General features: G+C 70.1%; 18 protein-coding genes. 16 read left to right on the forward strand and 2 right to left on the reverse strand.

Annotated elements, in window-relative coordinates; genetic code table 11:
- Positions 1-49: 49 nt before the first annotated feature.
- The 8 genes from ACK4UM_RS10035 (at position 50) to ACK4UM_RS10070 (ending at position 7,600) form a co-directional block, all read left to right on the forward strand.
- Positions 50-682 (forward strand): GntR family transcriptional regulator, encoded by a 633-nt coding sequence (locus tag ACK4UM_RS10035; RefSeq protein ID WP_409798343.1) that lies wholly within the window; start codon positions 50-52, stop codon positions 680-682.
- Positions 679-1,635, forward strand: coding sequence for an alpha/beta hydrolase (locus ACK4UM_RS10040; protein WP_409798344.1), 957 nt, complete (start codon positions 679-681; stop codon positions 1,633-1,635). Before ACK4UM_RS10035 ends, ACK4UM_RS10040 begins: the two co-directional genes overlap by 4 nt.
- A complete protein-coding gene (locus tag ACK4UM_RS10045; protein WP_409798346.1) occupies positions 1,632-2,849 on the forward strand; it encodes an ABC transporter substrate-binding protein in 1,218 nt (405 codons plus the stop codon). Before ACK4UM_RS10040 ends, ACK4UM_RS10045 begins: the two co-directional genes overlap by 4 nt.
- A gap of 72 nt (positions 2,850-2,921) precedes the next feature.
- Positions 2,922-3,818, forward strand: a complete 897-nt coding sequence (locus tag ACK4UM_RS10050) for a carbohydrate ABC transporter permease (RefSeq protein WP_409798348.1) — start codon at positions 2,922-2,924, stop codon at positions 3,816-3,818.
- Positions 3,815-4,651 (forward strand): carbohydrate ABC transporter permease, encoded by an 837-nt coding sequence (locus ACK4UM_RS10055; protein ID WP_409798350.1) that lies wholly within the window; start codon positions 3,815-3,817, stop codon positions 4,649-4,651. Before ACK4UM_RS10050 ends, ACK4UM_RS10055 begins: the two co-directional genes overlap by 4 nt.
- A complete protein-coding gene (locus tag ACK4UM_RS10060) occupies positions 4,648-5,550 on the forward strand; it encodes a sugar phosphate isomerase/epimerase family protein (protein WP_409798352.1) in 903 nt (300 codons plus the stop codon). Before ACK4UM_RS10055 ends, ACK4UM_RS10060 begins: the two co-directional genes overlap by 4 nt.
- Positions 5,547-6,545: a Gfo/Idh/MocA family protein gene (locus ACK4UM_RS10065; protein ID WP_409798354.1), complete on the forward strand. Its 999-nt coding sequence runs from the start codon at positions 5,547-5,549 to the stop codon at positions 6,543-6,545. The genes ACK4UM_RS10060 and ACK4UM_RS10065 overlap by 4 nt, the downstream gene beginning before the upstream one ends.
- A gap of 2 nt (positions 6,546-6,547) precedes the next feature.
- Complete coding sequence (locus tag ACK4UM_RS10070; RefSeq protein ID WP_409798356.1) at positions 6,548-7,600, forward strand: ABC transporter ATP-binding protein; 1,053 nt, start codon at positions 6,548-6,550, stop codon at positions 7,598-7,600.
- Positions 7,601-7,630: 30 nt separating this feature from the next.
- Here the strand turns inward: ACK4UM_RS10070 and ACK4UM_RS10075 are convergent, their stop codons facing one another.
- Both ACK4UM_RS10075 and ACK4UM_RS10080 read right to left on the reverse strand, forming a co-directional pair.
- Positions 7,631-8,200 carry a TetR/AcrR family transcriptional regulator gene (locus ACK4UM_RS10075; protein ID WP_409798358.1) on the reverse strand — a complete coding sequence of 190 codons (570 nt, stop codon included), beginning with the start codon at positions 8,198-8,200 and terminating at the stop codon, positions 7,631-7,633.
- A 146-nt stretch (positions 8,201-8,346) separates the two neighbouring features.
- Positions 8,347-10,521, reverse strand: coding sequence for an acetate--CoA ligase family protein (locus ACK4UM_RS10080; RefSeq protein ID WP_409798360.1), 2,175 nt, complete (start codon positions 10,519-10,521; stop codon positions 8,347-8,349).
- A gap of 260 nt (positions 10,522-10,781) precedes the next feature.
- Here ACK4UM_RS10080 and ACK4UM_RS10085 point away from each other — a divergent pair, with 260 nt between their 5' ends.
- From ACK4UM_RS10085 to ACK4UM_RS10120, 8 genes are all read left to right on the forward strand, one after another.
- Complete coding sequence (locus ACK4UM_RS10085; protein ID WP_409798362.1) at positions 10,782-11,951, forward strand: TAXI family TRAP transporter solute-binding subunit; 1,170 nt, start codon at positions 10,782-10,784, stop codon at positions 11,949-11,951.
- Between the two features lie 268 nt (positions 11,952-12,219).
- Complete coding sequence (locus ACK4UM_RS10090; RefSeq protein WP_409798364.1) at positions 12,220-14,283, forward strand: TRAP transporter permease; 2,064 nt, start codon at positions 12,220-12,222, stop codon at positions 14,281-14,283.
- Positions 14,280-15,101, forward strand: a complete 822-nt coding sequence (locus ACK4UM_RS10095; protein WP_409798366.1) for an IclR family transcriptional regulator — start codon at positions 14,280-14,282, stop codon at positions 15,099-15,101. Before ACK4UM_RS10090 ends, ACK4UM_RS10095 begins: the two co-directional genes overlap by 4 nt.
- 361 nt (positions 15,102-15,462) lie before the next feature.
- Entirely contained in the window at positions 15,463-16,638 is a 1,176-nt protein-coding gene (locus ACK4UM_RS10100) for an acetyl-CoA C-acyltransferase (protein ID WP_409798367.1), read from the forward strand.
- A 12-nt stretch (positions 16,639-16,650) separates the two neighbouring features.
- Complete coding sequence (locus ACK4UM_RS10105; protein ID WP_409798370.1) at positions 16,651-17,847, forward strand: acyl-CoA dehydrogenase family protein; 1,197 nt, start codon at positions 16,651-16,653, stop codon at positions 17,845-17,847.
- 269 nt (positions 17,848-18,116) lie between these two features.
- Complete coding sequence (locus tag ACK4UM_RS10110; RefSeq protein ID WP_409798372.1) at positions 18,117-19,241, forward strand: acyl-CoA dehydrogenase family protein; 1,125 nt, start codon at positions 18,117-18,119, stop codon at positions 19,239-19,241.
- Complete coding sequence (locus ACK4UM_RS10115) at positions 19,238-19,645, forward strand: PaaI family thioesterase (protein ID WP_409798374.1); 408 nt, start codon at positions 19,238-19,240, stop codon at positions 19,643-19,645. Before ACK4UM_RS10110 ends, ACK4UM_RS10115 begins: the two co-directional genes overlap by 4 nt.
- A gap of 1 nt (position 19,646) precedes the next feature.
- On the forward strand, positions 19,647-21,149 hold the full coding sequence (locus ACK4UM_RS10120) for a class I adenylate-forming enzyme family protein (protein WP_409798376.1): 1,503 nt from the start codon (positions 19,647-19,649) through the stop codon (positions 21,147-21,149).
- Positions 21,150-21,271 lie beyond the last annotated feature (122 nt).

Raw genomic sequence — 21,271 nt, forward strand, 5'->3', positions numbered from 1 at the left:
GCCTGCTTGCCTCAATATCAATATCGATAATGATATTGGGACCTGGTCCATGCGTCCACGGGAAGCCATCTACGCGACGGTGAAGCGCCGCATCATCCTCAACGAGCTGCGGCCCGGCGTCCTGCTGACGGAGCTCGGGCTCGCCAGCGAGCTCGGATGCAGCCAGGGACCGGTGCGCGAGGCGCTGCTGCGCTTGCAGGAGGACGGCCTCGTGCTGCGCGGAGGCCATCGCGGCACCGTGGTCACGCCCCTCGACGCGGAAGAGGCGGAGGAGATCCTCGCTCTGCGCCGGCGGATCGAGACGCGAGCGGCACCCCGCGCCGCGCACGCGGTCGACCGCGCCGCTTTGGAGCGCCTGTCCGACCTGATGTCGCGGATGATGGACGCGGCCCGCGCAGGCGACGAGTACGCGCTCATCGAGCTCGACACGCAATTCCATCTCGAGATCTTCCGTCTCGCCGGGCTGCGCGCGCTGGAGCAGATCCTCGTGCGCTGCATCCTCCACTCGCATCGCCAGAAGCTCTGGGAGCCGCGCCATCGGCGGCCTCTCGTCGAGACCGCGGCGCGTCACGACGTGCTCCTCGAGCGCCTCGCCGCACGCGACGCGGACGGGCTCGCCGCCGCGCTCGGGACCCACATCGACACGATCGTCGATGTGGAGGCGACGAGGGCGGCCTCGTGACGCCGTTCGTCGATCCTCACATGCGCCCCTTGCTGGAGGCGCTGCGCGCGGCCCCGAGCCTCGATTACGCGCGGATGCCGATAGCCGAGGCGCGGCGCGCGTTCGAGAGCGGCGCGGCGCCCTGGCGCGAGGGCCTCCCCGCGGTCGCCACGCGCGACCTCGCCGTCCCGAGTCCCGGCGGAGGAATGCGCGCGCGCCTGTTCCTGCCGAGCCGGGAGCGCCTGCCGCTGATCGTCTTCGTTCACGGCGGAGGTTGGTCCTTCGGGTCGGTGGACACGCACGAGAACGAGATGCGGCGGCTCGCGATCGCGGCGCAGGCGGCGGTGCTCGGCATCGATTATCGGCTCGCGCCCGAGCACCCCTTCCCGGCCGGCCTCGAGGATACGCGCGCCGCGATCGCGTTTGCGCGCGCCGGCGGGCTCGGGAGCGCGATCGACGCGCGACACATCGCGCTCGCGGGCGATTCCGCCGGCGCCAATCTGGCGCTTTCCGCGATGATCGAGGCTCGCGATCGTGGCGAGCCTTCGGTCGCCGCGGGCGCGCTCTTCTACGGCTGCTACGCGCCCGACTTCGACACGCCGAGCCACGCCGCCTTCGGTGGCGGCGCGTTCGGGCTCTCGAGCGACCGCATGCGCTGGTATTGGAGAAACTTCCTCGGCAGCGCGGGCGAGGATACGCGCACGCTCGCGGCGCCGCTGCGCGCCGACCTCGCGGGCTTGCCGCCGCTCCACCTCGTCGCGGCCGGCCTCGATCCCCTGCTCGACGACACGCTGACCCTCTCCCGCCTGCTCGCCTATTCGGGCGTCCCTCACCGCTGCGACGTGGTGCCGGGCGTCGTCCACGGGTTCCTCCGCATGGCGCGGGAACTGCCGGCCGCCGAGGACGCCATCCGCGCGGCCGGAGACGTCTTGTCCAATCGATTGAAAAAACAACTGGAGGAGGAAACACGATGAGGCGCAGAACCTTCATCAAGCTCGCCGGCGCCACCGCGCTCACCGGCGCGCTCGCGGCACCCGCCATCGCGCGGCCGACGCCGGTGCGCTGGTGGTACCATTTCGACAATCCCCAGAACACGCCCGACGCGCTGATCGCCAAGTTCGAGGCCGAGAACCCCGACATCCGGATCGAGGCCGAGAGCATCCCCTGGGGCGGCGGAAACGACTATTACACGCGGCTCTTCGCAGCCATCGTCGCGGGCGGAGCGCCGGATTGCGCGATGGTGAAGCTCAACAACCAGGCTCAGCTCGTCGAGATGGAGGCGCTCGAGCCGATCGACGATCTCGTCGGCGCCTGGGACGGGCGCGCAGACATCTCGGAGGACATCTGGAACGTCAATCGCGGCACGGATGGGCGGCAATACTTCGTGCCGCTGCAATACGTGGTGCTGTATCTCTACTATCGCCCGGATCTGTTCGCGGCTGCCGGGCTCGCTCCGCCGGCGGATTTCGAATCCTTCCTCGCCGCCGCCAAGGCGCTCACGCAGGGCGACGTCTATGGCTTCGGCATGCGGGGAGCCGGAGGCGGGCACGACAATTGGGGCCCCTTCGTGCTCGGCAACGGCGCGAGCTTCGAGAAGGGCGGCATGGTCAACGAGGAGGCGCTCGCCGCGAACCGCTGGTATGTCAGGCTCGCGACCGAGCACAAGGTGGTGCCGCCCTCCGCCGCGACGGACGGCTTCCGCCAGATCGTCGACAACTTCAAGTCCGGGCGCGCGGCGATGGCGATCCATCACGTCGGCTCGTCGAACGAGATGGTCTCGGCGCTCGGCGAGAACGTCTCGGCGGTTCCCGTCCCCCGCCGGCCGGACGGCTCCGGGTGGACGCTGTTCGGCGACGAGTCGAACGCCGTCTTCGCCTCCGCCGCCGAGAGGGAGGCCGCCTTCCGCTGGATCGCGTTCCTCTCGACCGGTGAGAACAACGTCGAGTTCAACAAGCTGACCGGCCAGCTCCCGGTGACGACCTCCGGCGCTGAGGGCTGGACGCTGCACGAGAAGCGCTTCGTGGAGGCGAGCGCGGCCTCCCTGCCTCTCGCCGCGGTGCCGCCGGATTCGCCCAAGACCGCGGACTTCGTGCGCACCGTCTGGCCGACCACCATGCAGCAGGCTCTGCTCGGCCAGATCTCGCCCGACGACATGATGCGCGCCATCGAGGCGCATTTCCACGGCTGAGCCGGGCGACGGGGCCGCCCCGCCGGCCCCGTCCTCACCGCCGCTTCCGTACCACGCGAGGTCAATGCCGTGATGCCCATCGGCACGCGGGCGCGCAGCCGCGCGACGCTCACCCCCTATCTCTTCCTGGCGCCCGCCCTCCTCGTGACGGCGGCGGTCATCCTGTTCCCGGTGGTGCAGACGGCCTGGATGAGCCTGCACGACTACGTCCTCTTCAGACCGCGCAACATCCCCTTCGTCGGTCTGGGCAATTTCGCGCGCGCGCTCGCCGATCCGGTCTTCTGGCTCTCCCTGTGGAACTCGGCGCTCTGGATCGGTCTCGCGGTCGGCTTCCAGTTCGCTCTCGGTCTCGGCACGGCGCTGCTGCTCAACCAGAGCTTCTGGTGGCGCAGTGCGGCGCGGGCTCTGATCGTCGTGCCCTGGGCGCTGCCGAGCGTCATCATCGGCCTGATGTGGACCTGGATGTACGACTTCAATCTCGGCGTGATCAACGACGTGCTCCTGCGCATCGGAGCGATCGACGCGCCCGTCGCGTGGCTCGCGCGGCTCGACACGTCCTTGTATTCCGTCGTGCTCGCGCTCGTCTGGCAGGGCTTTCCCTTCTTCGCGGTCGTGATCCTCGCCGGGCTGCAGACGGTGCCTCAGGAGCTCTACGAGGCGGCCGAGATCGACGGTGCGACCTCTCTCCAGAAGCTGCGCTTCGTCACCCTCCCCTCGATCGCCGAGGTGATCGCCACCGCGCTGCTCCTGCGCACCATCTGGGTCGCGAATTCGCTGGACGTGATCCTCGTGATGACCGGCGGCGGGCCCGGTTACGCCACCCACACCCTGCCGCTCTACGCGTTTCTCAAGGCCTATTCCGCCATGGAATTCGGCTACGGGGCGGCGCTCGCGCTGATCCTGACCGGCCTCCTGCTCTTCGTGGTCTACGCCTATGTGCGCCGCGCGGCCAAGGACCTGAGCCGATGATCGAGCGTCGCTCGCGCCTGCGCCGCGCGCTGACCGTCGAGGTGCCGATCCTCGCCGTCGTCGCCTTCGCCCTCGCCCCCTATGCCTGGATGGTTCTCACCTCGATCAAGCCGGATGCGGAGATCGTCGCGCGGCCGCTGCAATACCTGCCGCGCAGCGTCACGCTCGAGCATTACGAGACGCTGCTCGCGCGCACGAGCTTCGCGAGGAACCTCCTCAACAGCCTCGTCGTGGCGACCGGGGCCGTCGTCGTCGGGCTGGGCGTCAGCGTGCCGGCCGCCTACGCCTTCTCGCGATTCCGGTTCGCCGGGCGCAGGTACCTGATGACGCAATTCCTCGTCATCAACATGTTCCCGATCGTGCTGCTCATCATCCCGCTCTTCGTGCTCATGCGCTGGATGGGGCTGCTCGACACCTTCGTCGGCGTCGTCGTCGGGCATTCCACCTTCGCGATCCCGTTCTCGATCTGGATGCTGACGAGCTACATGAACGCGATCCCCAAGGAGCTCGACGAGGCGGCGATCGTCGACGGCGCGACGCGTCTGCAGACGATCCGCATCGTGGTGCTGCCGCTCGTCATGCCCGGCGTGGTGACGACGGGCATCTACATCTTCGTCACCTCCTGGAACGAGTATCTCTTCGCGATGATGCTCTCGGGCCAGAACGTGCGGACGGTCACCGTCGCGCTGCAGCTCTTCATCGGGGAGTTCAGCGTGCAATGGGGCCTGCTCACGGCCGGCGGCACGCTCGTCGCGATCCCGGTCACCATCCTCTTCCTCGTCGTCCAGAAGCGGCTCGTGGGCGGGCTCACGGCCGGAGCGGTAAAGACATGAGACCAGACAATCCGATCGGCATCATCTCGATGTTCTACGCCCGGCCCTTCGGCCGGGAGCATTTCGGCACGCTCGCGCGCGCCAAGGCGGCGGGCTGCGATTTCGTCGAGCTTCTCGTGCCGGAGCCCGGCGAGCTCGACCTCGCCGAGACCCGCGCGGCGCTCTCCGATCACGGCCTCGGGATCGTGCTCGCCGCGCGCGTGAACCTCGCCCGCGACCTCGCGAGCGCGGAGGAGGGCGCGCGTGCCGAGGGCATCGCCTATCTCGAGCGCTGCGTGGCGGTCGCCGAGGAGCTCGGGGCGTCCCTCGTCGGCGGGCCGCTCTACGGGGCCCCGCTCGTCTTCGCGGGCCGCGCGCCGGCGCCCGTCGCCGAGGAGGAGCGCGCGCGCCGGATCGAGCGCGTCGTCGAGGGGCTGCGGCGCGTGGGCGGGCGGGCGGCCGATGCGGGGGTGCGCCTCGCCATCGAGCCGCTCAACCGCTTCGAGACCGACATCGCCAACACCACGCGCCACGCCCTCGCGCTCGTCGAGATGGCCGGCTCGCCCGCCTTGGGCGTCATGCTGGACACCTTCCACATGAACATGGAGGACCCCGCCATCCCCGACGCGATCCGTGCCGCCGGCGATCGTCTGATCCATTTCCAGGCAAACGAGAACCATCGCGGCTTCGTCGGCTCGGGCCATATCGACTGGCCGGGGGTGGCGCGCGCGCTCGCGAGCATCGGCTATGCCGGACCGATCACGCTGGAGCCCTTCCGCCGCAACGACGAGCGTCCCGGCGTGCCCCTGGCGCAATGGCGCGCGCCGCGCGCGGACGAGGCCGCCGCCGACGACGCGGCGCTCGCGGCGAGCATCGCTCATCTGCGGGCCGCGCTCGCCTTCGCCGGGAGGGCGTCATGAGCCGGTTGCGTCTGGGCTGGATCGGGTGCGGAACCCACGCCAACGAGATGCTGCTGCCGCAGGCGAGCCGTCTCGACGCGTCCCTCGCCGCCTTGTGCGACACCGACGAGAGACGCCTCGCCGCAACCGCTTCCCGCTTCGGGGTGGCGCGGACGACCCGCGACTGGCGCGAGCTCGTCGCCTATGCCGATCTCGACGCGCTCGTCGTCGCCGCGGGTCCCGGCGTTCACGAGGCGGCGGCGCATGCCGCAATCGCCCGAGGGCTCCCGGTCTTCGTCGAGAAGCCGCCGGCCGCGACCGCCGCGGCAGCAGAGCGGCTCGCGCAGGCCGCTCGGGCGCGCGGCGTGCCGGTCGTCGTCGGCTTCATGAAGCGCTATTCGACCGCCAACCGCATCGCCTGCAACGTGCTGCGCAGCGCGGATTTCGGCGAGACCGCCTCGTTCCTCGGCGGGTACATGACGGCGCCGACCTATTTCTCCGGCGATCCCGACTATACCGGCTTCTACCTCCACCATTGCGTGCACTACTTCGATCTCGTCCCCCATCTCATGGGCGAGGTCGCCTCCGTCGGGGCACGCCGTCACGAGCTGGCGCCCGGAAAGCTGCTCCTGCACGTCGACTTCCGCTTCGTCTCGGGGGCGATCGGAACCCTGGTTCTCGGCACCCACCAGTCCCGCGGCACGCCGATGGAATGGTGGCAGGTGATGGGGGACCATCGCCGCGTGGAGGTCCGCAACGTCCACGAGGTCCGCTATTATCGCGCGCCTCCCTTCAAGTTCGCGAAGGCCGAGGCGAGCCTCGTCGACGGCGAGGACACGCTTGTCTGGGAGCCGAACCTGACCGCCGCCGCCAACGAGGATCACAAGGGATATTACGCGCTGCTCGCCGATTTCGTGGCCGCGGCCCGCGGCGGGGCCAACGACGCCCCGAGCGCCGCCGACGGCGCCCGCGCCATGCGGCTGATGGAGGCCGCGCTCGTCGAGGAGGGCCTCTGATCATGGCGTGCGTCCAGATCGACAGCGTCGAGAAGGCGTTCGGTGCCGCGCGGATCCTGCACGGCGTCAGCATCGACATCGCGGACGGCGAGTTCGTGGTGCTCGTCGGGCCGTCCGGCTGCGGCAAGTCCACGCTCCTGCGCATGATCGCGGGGCTCGAGGAGATCTCCGGCGGAACGATCGCCATCGCGGGCCGGGTGGTCAACGCGTTGCCGCCCAAGGAGCGCGACGTCGCGATGGTGTTCCAGTCCTACGCGCTCTACCCGCACATGACGGTGGCCGAGAACATGGCCTTCTCGCTGCGCCTCGCCGGCGCATCGAAAGCGGCGATGCAGGCCAAGGCGCGAGAGGCGGCCGAAATCCTCGGCCTGACCGATCTCCTCGACCGCTATCCGCGGCAATTGTCCGGCGGACAACGGCAGCGCGTCGCGATGGGCCGGGCGATCGTGCGCGATCCGGCGGTGTTCCTCTTCGACGAGCCGCTGTCCAATCTCGATGCGAAGCTGCGCGTGGCGATGCGAACCGAGATCAAGGCGCTGCATCAACGCCTCGGCACGACCATGATCTACGTCACGCACGACCAGATCGAGGCCATGACCATGGCCGATCGGATCGTCGTCATGCACGACGGCCTGATCGAGCAGATCGGCGCGCCGCTCGATCTCTACGATCGGCCTGCGAACCTCTTCGTCGCCGGCTTCATCGGCTCGCCGGCCATGAACTTCCTCTCCGGGATCGGGCAGGCGGGCGATCCGCCGCGCGTGGAGGTGGCGGGGGTCGGCCTCGCGGCGCCGCATGCCGTGGCGGAGGGCATGCCGGTCACCGTCGGCGTCCGGCCGGAGCATCTCGCGATCGCCGAGGCCGGACTTCCCGCGCGCGTCGTGGTCACCGAGCCGACCGGCTCGGAGATCCAGGTTGTCGCGGAGGTGGGCGGCACGCAGGTGACATGCCTCCTGCGCGAGCGCCGAATGCCGCGCCCCGGAGAGGCGATCCACCTCGCCGTCCAGCCGGACCACATCCATCTGTTCGACGCCACAACCGGCTTGCGCCTCTGACGCAGCGATCCTCCGATCTCGACGCGCGCGCTACGCCTCGGGATCGGGATGCCGGCTCGCGAGGCCATGCCGGATCAAGGCCAGCAATTGATCTCCTGCCGCCGCGATGTCGAACCGAGGCTCGGCCAGCCACGTGTCGATGAGGCCGCAGATCCCGGCGGCGATGAGCAGGGCGGCGTGTTCGGGGACGACATCCGGCCGGACTTCGCCCGCCTCGATCCCCTGCCGCACGTGACGCGCCAGCAATGCGAGCGTCTCGTCTCGCAACCGAGCGAGATCCTCCGACAAAGCGCTCTGCCGCCGGGAATCGGCGAGGACGATCTGGGTCGCCATGCCGCGCGTGGGATCGGCCATCAGCTGCGTCAGCACCGCTCGCGTGATGTCCAGGACCGCGACGAGACCGGTCGCCGCGTCGACGCCCCGGAGCGTCCGATCGAACTCGATCGCCACGTAGGAGGCGAGCGCCTTGAGATAGCGATCCCGCGATCCGAAATGATGCGCGGGCAATCCCCGGCTGTAGCCGGCGCTTTTCCCCACATCGGTCAAGGTGAGCTTCTCGAGGCCCTCTCGCGCCACGAGGCGCACCCCCGCCGCCAGCATGCGCTGTTCCGATTCCTCGCGGCGCTCCTCCTGCGTTCTCCGCGTCTGGTTGTCGGTCAATGTCGTACGTCCCTTCGCGATGGCTCGGACGCGAGCATACCCGTCTCGTCGGGCATGGCGAAGGTCGAGCGACGCGGGATCGGCTTCTAATCGTCTCGTGCGCGGGGCACGACGAGCGCGTCGAGCGCCACGGCACCCGCGCCTTCCGACCGCACGAGGAAAGGGTTGACGTCGATGCTCTCGATCGTCTCCGCCTGAGCCACCGCCAGGCGCGACAGAGCGGCGACGGCACGCGCGAGCGCCGACTTGTCCGCCGGCGGCGCGCCGCGCACGCCGTCGAGGATGGCACGGCAGCGCAGCTCGTCGATCATCCGGAGAGCCTCCTCCTCATCGACCGGTGCGCGACGGAAGCTCACGTCGCGCACGACCTCGACCAGCACTCCGCCCGTTCCCAGCAGCACGACGGGTCCGAAGACGGGGTCGCGCGTCACGCCGAGAATGGTCTCGACGCCGCCCGTCTCCATCGGCGCGACGAGGACCCCGGACAGGCGCGCCTGCGGCGCGGCCGCCCGGGCGCGGGCGAGAATGGCGGCGAAGGCTTCGCGAATGTCGGCTTGCGCGTCGAGCCCGAGCACGACACCGCCCACTTCCGTCTTGTGGGCGATGTCGGGGGAGGCGAGTTTGAGCGCGACCGGCCGCCCCAGAGCGCGCCAGGCGGCGACGGCCTCCTCGGCGTCGCGCGCGAGCCGCTCGTCGGGAACGGGAATGCCGGCTCGCGCGAGGATCGACTTCGCCTGCGCCTCGTCGAGGGGGCCCTTCTCGCCATGGATCGTGACCCCGGACGCCGAAGGCGATCCGGCTTCGCGGCCGGGGATGGCCGCCTTCGAGAGCTTCGCAGGCGGCGAGGGGAAGGAGAGGTGCGGGCGCGAAAACGCTTCGGCGAAGTGGGCCATCGCCGCGACCGCCCCCACGGCGGCGGAGGGGTCCTCGAAGACCGGATAGCCCATCGCCTCGTAGTCGCGGCGCATGGGCTCGGGCACGAGCATCGACAGGAGGAGCGGGAAATCGGGATAGGCCTTTCGCACGCCCTCCAAAGCGTCGCGGACGGGGCCCGCATTGGCGGCCGAGCCGGGGATCGAGGTGAAGAAGGCGACGACCGCATCGTAGCCGCCCTGCGCCACCACCGTCTCGATATTGCGCGCGAGCAACGAGGGATCGTTGAAGGCCTGCGCGGTCACGTCAATCGGGTTGCGCACGCCCGCATAGGGGAGCTGCTCCTTGAGCGCCCTCTGCACGGGCTCGGGCATCGGCGCGACGTCGAGCCCGCGATCGCTCGCCTCGTCCGCCATGAGCACGCCGACGCCCCCCGAGATCGTGACGAGGCCGATGCGCCGCCCCGACGGCAGCGCGCTCGCGCTCGCCGCGCAGGCGATGTCGACGAGCTCGGACGCGGTGCGCGCGCGATAGGCGCCGTATTGGCGCAGGACCGCGTCCACCACCTCGTCGGCGCCGGCGAGCGCCGCCGTATGCGAGCTCGCGGCGTCCGCGCCGACCTCGGAGCGGCCGACCTTCATGAAGATCACGGGTTTGGCGTTGCGCCGCGCCGTCTCGAGCGCGCGCACGAGCGCCTCGCCGTCGCGAAAGCCCTCGGCATAGGCCATGATCACCCGCGTGCCCTCGTCCTGCGCGAGATGTTCGAGGCATTCGGCGACGTCGATATCGGCCTCGTTTCCCGTCGAGATCCAGGTGCGCATGCCGAGCCCGCGGCGGCGCGCGAGATAATAGAGATGGCTGCCGAAGGCGCCGCTCTGGCTGACGATCGAGAGGCTGCCCGGTTGCGGCGTGCCGCGATCGAGCGTCGTCGAGAACGTGCCGTAGAAGCCCGATCGCACGTCGAAGAGCCCCAGGCAATTGGGCCCCAGCAACCGCATGCCATGAGCCCGCGCGCTCTCCGAGATGCGCCTCTGCAGCGCCTCCTCGCCGATCTCCGCGAAGCCCGACGAGAAGATCGTGCAGGCGCGGGTGCCCGCCGCACCGAGCGCCGCGACGGCCTCCTCGACGAGCGGCGCGGGCAGAGCCACGATCGCGGCTTCCGGCGCCTCGGGCAGATCGGCGAGGCGCGCGAAGGCCGGCAGGCCCTGCACGCGCTCGCGCTTGGGATTGACGGGGTAGATCGCCCCGCGAAAGCCGCCCTCGCGCAGATAGGCGATCGGCCGGCCGCCAATGCGGGTCGGGTCGTCGGAGGCGCCGAGGATCGCCACGGAGCGGGGGGCGACGAGGCTGGCGAGACCCGCGCGCGCGGGGGCGGTGTCGCTCGTCAACGGCGTTCCCTCCTGATCCCCCGTCGGCTGCCGCGCTCCTTGCGTCTTCTCGGCGCGGCGTTTCGGGCATGATCGGAAACGAAATCGCGTTTCGCAACCCCGCCTCGGGTCCGCAGGGCGCCCAGATCGGCATCGGACAAATGCCGATCCGGCGTGGTTGCCGGGTCGGCGGGGCGGCGTTATCCTCGAAATTGCGAAACGTCGTTTCGCATCTGGAGTCGCCGAGCCAACGGCGCCCGATCCACGAGGAGGAAACGCCGATGAATCCCAAAAAGACCAAGCTCTCCGCTCTCCTGTGCGCCACGGCGCTCGTCGCCGCCGGCACCGTCGCGGCCCACGCCATCGAATTGCCGAACACGATCAGCTGGACGGCCTACGACACCGGCTCCGGCGGCTACAACCAGGCCGTCGCGATCGGATCGGCCCTGCGCAATTCGGTCGGCGTCAATCTGCGCGTCCTGCCGGGCCGCAACGACGTCGCCCGCCAGGTGCCTCTGCGCGAGCGTCGCGTCGACTTCTCCGCGACGGGCATCGGCGCGAGCTATTTCGCGCAGGAAGGCGTGTTCGAATTCGGCGAGCGCGAATGGGGTCCGCAGGACGTGCGCGTGCTGATCGCCTCGAACGACGACGGCAATCTCGGCATCGGGGTCGCGGCGGATACGGGCGTGCGCACGATCCACGATCTGCGCGGCAAGCGCGTCGCCTGGGTCGTCGGCTCGCCGGCGCTCAACCAGAACATCACCGCGATGCTCGGCTTCGCCGGCATGACCTGGGACGATGTCGAGCGCGTCGATTTCCCCGGCTTCGGCGCGAGCTGGGAGGGCATCGTCAACAACCAGGTCGACGCGGCCTTCGCGGCGACGACGTCGGGCCAGGCCTATCAGCTCGAGGCGAGCCCCCGCGGCCTCGCCTGGGTCGTGTTCCCGCACGACGACGAAGAGGGTTGGGAGCGCCTGCAGCGCTCGGCGCCCTTCTTCGAGCCCAACATGGCGACGGAAGGCGCCGCCATCACGCCCGAGAACCCCCACGAGGGCGCGGCCTATCCCTATCCCGTGCTGATCGCCTATTCGGACCAGGACGAGAGCCTCGTCTACAACATGACGAAGGCGATGGTGGAGCTGTTCGACCAATATTCGGGCGACGCGCCCGGCGCCAACGGCTGGGCGCTCGAGCGCCAGAGCTTCACCTGGGCGGTGCCGTATCACGAGGGCGCGATCCGCTATTACCGGGAGATCGGCGTCTGGTCCGACGAGGCGCAGGCCCACAACGACATGCTGATCGAGCGCCAGCGCGTGCTGCGCGAGGCCTGGGACGAGATCCTCGCGCAGGACATCCCCGAGGACGAGTTCACGCAGCGCTGGATGGAGCTGCGCGCCGAGCGCCTCGAGGAAGCGGGCAAGGACGTGGTGTTCCATCCGCAGGAGGGGTGAGGGCGTCGTGCGCCCTTCCCCCTGTTCTTGAAGGTCTCGCAGGTGTGTCATCCCGGCGCGAGAGGGCGATCCGGGACCCATACGCCCGACGGCTCAGTCGCAGCCTGTAGGCTGCGTTTCTCCGACGAGCGACGCTGCTGCACCGGTGGGAAAGCGAGCGCGCATGCGCGCTCGGACGATCGTCGGAGCGCATGGGTCCCGGGTCCGCTTCGCGGCCCGGGATGACAACCTCACCCCCGACCACCCGGGCGTCACACAGGACCGCTTCATGGCCGAACGGCAAGACGCAACGAGCCATCCGGCTTCCCGCTCGGGCCGCGCGCCTGTGGCCGAGCCGCCCGCGCTGGGGCCGACGCCGGAGGAGCTTCCCCTCGAGCTGCGTCGCCGCACACTGTCGGGGCCGCTGCGCATCGTCGTGGCGATCGCCACGGCGGCGGCGATCCTGCTTGCGGTCAACCAGCTCTTCAACCTGCGGCTCCTCGGCTTCGCGATGCTGGATCCGCAATATCTCTACCTACTCGCGCTCGTCCTGCTCGCCGTCGCCTTCCTGACGTTCCCGGCTCACGCGGGCGCGCCGCTCGATCGGGTGCCCTGGTACGACGTCGTCCTCGCGCTCGCCGCGATCGTCGTCGTCGGCTATTTCGTCCTCACGGCGGACCGTGCGCTCCGGCTCGGCTGGGAATTCTCCGCCCCGCCGACGGCCTTCTACTTCTCGGTCGCGTTCTGGCTCCTGATCCTCGAGGGCGCGCGGCGCACGGGCGGGTGGATCATCTTCGCGGTCGTGCTCGTCTTCTCGCTCTACCCGACCTTCGCCGACCAGGTGCCCGGCCCGATCCAGGGTTTTCGGCAGACCTTCTACGACACGATCGTCTTCCACGTGATCTCGAGCGAGAGCGCGCTCGGCATCCCGATGCGCTCCTTCGGGCAGCTCGTCGTCGGCTTCATCCTGTTCGGGGCGACGCTGCAATATACGGGCGGGGGCAAGTTCTTCAACGATCTCGCCTTCGCGCTGGTCGGCCGCTTCCGGGGCGGCGCGGGCAAGGTCGCGATCTTCGCCTCGGGCTTCATGGGCTCGATGTCGGGCTCGGTGATCTCGAACGTGCTGACGACCGGCACCGTGACGATCCCGGCGATGAAGAAATCGGGCTTCCCGCCGCGCTACGCCGCGGGCACCGAGGCCTGCGCCTCGACGGGCGGCGTGCTGATGCCGCCGGTGATGGGCGCGACCGCCTTCATCATGGCCTCGTTCCTCGGCCGCCCCTATGCCGAGATCGTGCTCGCGGCGGCGATCCCCTCGATCCTGTTCTATTTCGGCATCTTCGTGCAGCTCGACGCCTATGCCGGCCGCAACGGCCTGCGCGGCATGGAAAAGCACGAATTGCCGACCCTCGGGGCGACGATCAAGCAGGGCTGGCCCTACATCCTCGTCTTCGCGGTGCTGATCTATTTCATGATGTTCCGCCGCCAGGAGACGATCGCGCCCTTCTACGCGACGGCCCTGCTCCTGTTCATCAACCAGCTCTTCCCCTCGACGCGCTTCTCGCTGAAGGGGTTCGTCGATCTCTTCGTCAATGTCGGGCGCGCGCTCGCCGAGCTCGTGGCGCTCCTCCTCGGCGTCGGGCTCGTCGTGGGCGCCTTCTCGGCGACGGGGCTCGCCGGCACGCTCGTCAACGATCTCGTCTTCCTCGCCGGGCGCGAGGCGCTCCCGCTCCTCCTGATGGGCGCGCTCACCGCCTTCGTCTTCGGCATGGGGATGACGGTGACGGCCTGCTACATCTTCCTCGCGGTGGTGCTCGCGCCGGCGCTGATCCAGGTCGGGCTCGATCCTCTTGCCGTGCACCTCTTCATTCTCTACTGGGGAATGGTGTCCTTCATCACGCCCCCGGTGGCGCTCGGCGCCTTCGCGGCGGCGACGGTGGCGGGCACGACGCCGATGCGCTCCGCCTTCGCGGCGATGCGGCTCGGCAGCGTCATCTACGTGATCCCGTTCTTCTTCGTGCTCAATCCTGCTCTGATCGGGCAGGGCAGTCCGGGCGAGGTCGCGACGGTCTTCGTCACGGCGCTCGTCGGCGTGTTCTTCATCGGCTCGGCGCTGCAGGGCTACGTCACCGGGATCGGCACGATGCGGGACGGGATCGTCGGTTACGCGGCGCGGGGCAGCCTGCTCGTCGCGGGCCTGTTCTTCGCCTCGCCCGGCGCGGCGGGGATCGGGCTCACGCATATGCACATGTCGGGCATCGGTCTCGCGCTCGGTCTGCCCGCGCTCCTGCTCACCTGGCGGGACGCGCGGGCGAGGCCGGCACGAGACGGAGCCACCTGGAGATCGGAATGAGGCACACGCGCGACGACGATCTGCGGATCGACGACGACGACGACGAGAGCGCGGGCAAGGACCGCCAATTCGTGACCGCGCTCGCCCGCGGCCTCGAAGTCCTGAGGGCCTTCCGGCCCGGCGACGTCGAGCTCGGCAATTGGGAGCTCGCCGAGCGCACCGGCCTGCCCAAACCCACGCTCGTGCGCCTCACGCATACGCTCACGAAGCTCGGCTATCTGGTGCAAACCGAAGCGCATGGCCGCTATCGGCTCGGCGTCGGCGTGCTGGCGCTCGGCTATGCGCTCCTGACCGATCTGCAGGTGCGCGAGCGGGCGCGCCCGCTGATGCAGGCGCTCGCGGACGAGGTCGATGCCTCGGTCTCGCTCGGCAGCCGCGACCGGCTCTCGATGATCTATGTCGAGACCTGCCGCGGGCCCGGACACATCACCTTGCGGCTCGGCGTCGGCGACCGCGTGCCGATCGGCCGCACCGCGATGGGCCGCGCCTTCCTCGCGGCTCTGCCCGAGACCGAGCGCGCCTTCCTCCTCGATCATCTCGCGCGGCGCGAGGCCGACGATTTCCCCGCGATCCTGCGCGGCGTCGAGCAGGCGATGCGGGAGCTCGCCGAGAAGGGCTTCGTCGTCGCCGCCGGCGATTGGCAGCCCGACGTCAGCGCGGTGGGCGTGCCGGTGATCCTGCCGCACGGGCAGATCTCGTTCGCGTTGAATTGCGGCGGTCCCGCCTTCCTGTTCTCGCGCCGGCAGCTCGAGGAGGAGCTCGGCCCCAAGCTCGCCCGCCTCGGCCGCAAGCTGAGCACGCCGGCGGAGCCGGGTTGAGATGTCGGAACGTCACCGTGGGTTGTCATCCCGGACGCCGAAGGCGATCCGGGACCCATATTCACGACGTATCAGTCGCAGCCTGTAGGCTGCGTTTCTCCGACGATCGAAATTGCTGCACGGTGATGCGGCGAGCGCGGCATGCGCGCTCGTACGGTCGTCGAGCGTATGGCTCCCGGGTCCGCTTCGCGGCCCGGGATGACAGTCCCGAATCGCCGATCGGCGTCGAGACGCCGATCCCATCTGCGAAACGTCGTTTCGCAAGTTGAAGCGGACGGTGCCGAGTGCTACCCGTGGCGTGAACCCCGCCTCGCGCGGCGGGGTTTTCGGAGAGCGTCGGTATCGTCACCGGGAGCACGTCATGAGAGAGGCCGTCATCGTCTCGACCGCCCGCACCGCGATCGGCAAGGCCGGCCGCGGCGCCTTCAACGAGACCCACGGCGCGACGATGGGCGCGCATGTCGCAGGCGAGGCCGTGCGCCGCGCGCGGATCGATCCGGCGATGATCGAGGACGCGATCTTCGGCTGCGGCTATCCGGAATACGTGACCGGCGGCAACATCGCCCGTCAGATCGTGGTGCGCGCCGGGCTGCCGATCGGCGTCGCGGGGACGACCGTGAACCGCTTCTGCGCGTCGGGGCTGCAGGCGGTCGCGATGGGCGCGCACCTGATCCGCGAGGAGGGGGTGGACGCCGTCCTCGTCGGCGGGCTCGAGAGCATCAGCCTCGTCCAGCCCCCGCCGCGCCTCTCCCGCGAGGCCTGGATCGAGGCGCACAAGCCCGAGCTCTATCTCTCGATGATCGAGACCGCCGACATCGTCGCGCGACGCTACGGCATCTCCCGGCAGGCGCAGGACGAGTACGCGCTCGCCTCGCAGACGCGCATCGCGGCTGCCCAGGAGGCCGGGCTCTTCGCCGGCGAGATCGTGCCGATGGAGGTGACGACGAGCGTTCTCGACAAGGCGACCAAGGAGACGCGCCGGGAGACGATCACCATCTCCGCCGACGAGTGCAGCCGCCCGTCGACGACGCTGGAGGGCCTCTCCGCGCTCTCGCCGGTGCGCGGGGAGGGGGCGTTCGTCACCGCCGGCAACGCCTCGCAGCTCTCCGACGGCGCGGCGGCGCTCGTGATGATGGAGGCCGCGGCCGCCGCGCGCGAGGGGCTCAGCCCGCTCGGCGCCTTTCGCGGCTTCGCGGTGGCGGGCTGCGAGCCCGACGAGATGGGCATCGGCCCGGTCTTCGCCGTCCCGCGCCTCCTCGAGCGCCAGGGCAAGCGCATGGACGACATCGATCTGTGGGAGCTCAACGAGGCCTTCGCGAGCCAGGTCCTCTATTGCCGCGACCGGCTCGGCATCCCCGACGAGCGGCTCAACGTGAACGGCGGCTCCATCGCGATCGGCCATCCCTTCGGCATGACGGGCGCGCGCATGACGGGCCACCTCCTGCTCGAAGGGCGCCGGCGGGGAGCGAGCCTCGGGATCGTGACGATGTGCGTCGGCGGCGGTCAGGGCGCCGCCGGCTTGTTCGAGATTTTCTGACGGAGGCGCGCCATGGACCTGTCCTTCAGCCCCGAGGAAGAGGCTTTCCGCGCCGAAATCCGCGCCTTCCTGCGCGAGCGCCTGCCCGAGCACCTCTCGGACAAGGTCAGCCGCGGCCAGCGCCTGCGCAAGGAAGATTACGAGGAATGGCACGCGATCCTCGCCGAGAAGGGCTGGCTCGCGGGCAATTGGCCGAGGGAGTTCGGCGGGTGCGGCTGGTCGGCGGTCGAGCGCCACGTCTTCGAGGAGGAGACGACCGCCGCGAACGCGCCACGCATCGTGCCCTTCGGCGTGACGATGCTCGGCCCGGTCCTCCAGCGCTTCGGCTCGAAGGAGCAGCAGGACCATTTCCTGCCGCGAATCCTGAACGGCGAGCATTGGTGGTGCCAAGGCTATTCCGAGCCCGGCGCCGGCTCGGACCTCGCCTCGCTGACGACGAGCGCGCGGCGCGAGGGCGACCATTACGTCGTCAACGGCCAGAAGACCTGGACGACGCTCGGTCAGCACGCGAACTGGATCTTCTGCCTCGTGCGCACCGATCCCGCCGCCAAGAAGCAGGAGGGCATCTCCTTCCTGTTGATCGAGATGAGCACGCCCGGCATCACCATCCGCCCGATCGAATTGCTCGACGGCGAGGCGGAGGTCAACGAGGTCTTCTTCGACGACGTGCGCGTGCCGGTCGCGAACCTCGTGGGACGCGAGAACGAGGGCTGGACCTACGCCAAGTACCTCCTCACCCACGAGCGCACCAACATCGCCGGCGTCGGCTACGCGAAAGCCGGGCTCGCCGCCTTGAAGCGCATCGCCGAGCGCGAGCGCGCGAGCGGGCGGCGGCTCATCGACGACCCCTATTTCGCGGCGCGCGTGGCGATGGTCGAGATCGATCTGATGGCGATGGAGACCACCAATCTGCGCGTCCTCGCCGCCGCGAGCGCCGGCCACGCGCCGGGCGTCGAGAGCTCGATCCTGAAGATCGAGGGCACCCGGATCCGCCAGGAGATCAACGATCTCGCCCGCCGCGCCGTCGGCCCCTACGCGATGCCCTTCGTCTCGGAGGCGCTGGAGCCGGGAGCCAACGTCGAGCCGGTCGGCCCCGATTACGCCGCGCCGCTGACGGGGCAATATTTCAACAATCGCAAGCTGTCGATCTACGGGGGATCCAACGAGATCCAGCGCACGATCGTCGCGAAGTCGTTGTTGGGGTTGTGAGGGGATGGGAGGAGCGAGGATGTCCTCTCCCGCCGTCATTCCGGGGCGCGAAGCGAGCCCGGAATCCAGACGCCCGACCTTGGAAGAGCAGCCTATAGGCTGCGTCCCTCGACCTATGATTTTTCTGGGGTCGAGGAGCGAGCGCGCATGCGCGCTCGAACGAACGTCGTGGATCTGGGTTCCGGGCTCGCTTCGCGCCCCGGAATGACGGGCGGGAGGGTTTGTCCTTATCGGTCGAGGAAGCATCGAAACACGAGGAGATCGCCGTCATGGATTTCAGCCACACGCAGGAGCGGCGGATGCTGCAGGACAGCCTGCGGCGCTTCCTCGCGGCGCGCTACACGACGCGAGCCCGCAACGCGATCGGCCGTGATCCGCGCGGCTTCTCCGACGAGATCTGGGCCGGGCTCGCCGAACTCGGCGTCGTCGGCGCGCTGTTCGAGGAGGCGGTCGGAGGCTTCGGTGGGGGCGGGTTCGACATCCTCGTGGTGTTCGAGGAGATCGGCCGCGCAGGCGCCGTCGATCCGCTCGTCGAGACGGCGATCATGGGCGGCGGCCTCGTCGCCGATCTCGGCACGGACGAGCAGAAGGTGATGGTCGCGCAGATCGTCGCCGGCACGCGCCAACTCGCCTTCGCCGGGCTCGAGCCGGGCGGGCGCTACGATCTCGACCATGTCGAGACGCGCGCCGTGCGCGACGGCGACGGCTTCGTGCTCACCGGCCGCAAGGCCGTCGTGACGAACGCGCCGGCGGCGGACCTTCTCCTGGCGAGCGCGCGCGAGGGGGAGGGGACCGACGGCATCCGCCTGTTCCTCGTCGAGCCCGGCGCCGCCGGCCTCACCATGCGGGATTACGGCCTCGTCGGCGGCGGCCGGGCGGCGGAAATCACCCTCGAGAAGACCCCCGCGATCCTGCTCGGCGACGGCACCAAGGCCTACGAGGCGATCGAGCGGCGCGCGGCGCACGCCATCGTCGCGCTCTGCGCGGAGGCCGTCGGGCTGATGGAGACCGCGACCGGGCTCACCAACGACTATCTCAAGACCCGCAAGCAGTTCGGCCAGCCGATCGGCAAGTTCCAGGCGCTCCAGCACCGCATGGCCGACATGGCGATCGCCCTCGAACAGGCTCGTTCCGCCGCGATCAACGCCGCCGGCAACCTGCACCGCGCGCGCGCGATCCGCGAACGCCATATGGCGGCGGCCAAGAACCTGATCGGGCGCGCCGCCCGCCATATCGCCGAGGAGGCGATCCAGCTCCACGGCGGCATCGCCATGACGCAGGAATACGAGCTCGCCCACATCGCCAAGCGCCTCGTGATGATCGACCATCGCTTCGGCGATGCCGACCACCATCTCGCGCGCTTCGTCGCGCTCTCGCGGGAGAGTGCGGCGTGAGCGAGGGGCTGATCCGCGACGAGACCGGGACCCAGCGCCTCGTCGGCTACGTGCTCGACGTCGGCCAGCCGGATCGGCGCGCGCGCTGCATCCTCGACATGGACGAGCGCCACCTCAACCGCCACGGCGTCCTCCACGGCGGCATCGCGGCGACGCTCCTCGACAATGCGAGCGGCGCGACCGCGAGCCTCACCGTCGATCCGGCCGGCCGCGCGCCCTTCCTGACGATCTCGCTCAATACGCAATTCCTCGCCCCCGCGCGCGCCGGGCGGCTGACGGCGATCGCCGAAGTGACCGGGGGCGGGCGCTCGCTCCTGTTCATCGCAGCCCGGCTCGAACACGAGGACGGCACCCTCGTCGCGACCTCGACGGGCGTGTTCAAGCGCGTGCCGGAGAGGGCCTGAGATGGCGCCCACCCGCCTCCACGAACTCGCCGCCCGCAATGCCGCCATCCGCCCCGATCGGCCCGCTCTGCGCGACGGCGAGGGCACGGTCCATAGCTGGGGCGCGCTCGACGCGGCGATCTCCGAGGCGTCGGAGATCCTGCGCGCGCGCGGCGTGCGGCCGGGCGACCGGGTGCTGATCGTCTCCGAGAACGCGCCCGCCCTCGTCGCCTTCTTCTTCGCCGCCTCGCGGCTCGATGCCTGGGCCGTGCCGGTCAATGCGCGGCTCGTGGCGGCGGAGCTCGCGCGCATCCGAGACGATGCGAGCCCGCGCGTCGAGATCTACGTCGCCACCGCCTCGCCCGACGCGGCGCGCCATGCCGAGAGCGTCGGCGCGCTCCACGTCGAGACCGCCTGCGGCAGGGTCGCGATCGCGCAGGGCGGGGACGCGCGGCCCGAGCCGGTCTCGGACGGCGCCGATCAGGTCGCCTGTCTCCTCTACACGACCGGCACGACCGGGCGGCCGAAGGGCGTGATGCTGAGCCACGGAAATCTTCTCTTTGCCGGCAATGCATCCGCGCAGATGCGCCGCATGCATCCCGGCGACGTGATCTACGGCGTCCTGCCGATCACCCACGTCTTCGGCCTCGCCTCGATGCTGTCGGCGGCGGCGAGCGTCGGCGCCGAGTTGCGGCTCGTCCCGCGCTTTCGCCCGGAGGCCGTGCTCGCCGCTCTGCACGCGGGCGTGACGATCCTGCCCGCCGTGCCGCAGATGCACGCGCTCCTCGTCTCGCATGCCCGCGCGATCGGCGAGGAGCGGCTGACGGGCTCGGACCTGCGCTTCGTCTCGTCCGGCGGCGCACCCCTCGACCCCGAGCTCAAGCGCCGCGCGGAGGCTTTCTACGGCCTGCCCCTGCAGAACGGATACGGCATGACGGAGACGAGCGCGGGGATCACCGCGACCCGCAGCGCGCTCGGCAGCGGCGACGTCTCGGTCGGCCTCGCCTTCCCGGGCGTCGAGGTCGCGCTCGACTCAGCCGACGGTGCGGCGGACGGCGTCGGCGAGATCCTGACGCGGGGCCCGCACGTGATGCGCGGGTATTACCAAAACCCGGAGGAGACCGCCCGCGTGATGCAAGACGACGGTTTCCTGCGCACGGGCGATCTCGGCCGCATGGACGAGGACGGGCGCCTGCACGTCGTCGGGCGCTCGAAGGAGCTGATCATCCGCTCGGGCTTCAACGTCTATCCGGTCGAGGTCGAGGCGGCGCTCGTCGAGCACCCCAAGGTCATCCAGGCGGCCGTCGTCGGGCGGCGGGTGGAGGGCGGCAACGAGGAGGTCGTCGCCTTCGTCCTCGTCGAGCCCGGCACCGTCCTCGACGCCGCCGAGCTCGAGGCCCATGTCGAGCCGCGGCTCAGCCCCTACAAGCGCCCGAGCGCCTACAGGATCGAGACCGAGCTTCCCGCGACCGCGACCGGCAAGATCCTCAAACATGCGCTCGCGACGCGTCTGCGCGACGGGTGACGAGCCGCGGCGGTCCCCGATAGAGCCCGCAAACCGAACCCTCCGGCTCACCGGTGCCGCCGAGACCGGGGAGCCCTGCACTAACGATTTTGGCGAGGCGGGCCCCTTCGCAGCGGCACGAT

It is taken from the genome of Salinarimonas sp. (genome assembly GCF_046292825.1).
GTDB lineage: Bacteria > Pseudomonadota > Alphaproteobacteria > Rhizobiales > Beijerinckiaceae > Salinarimonas.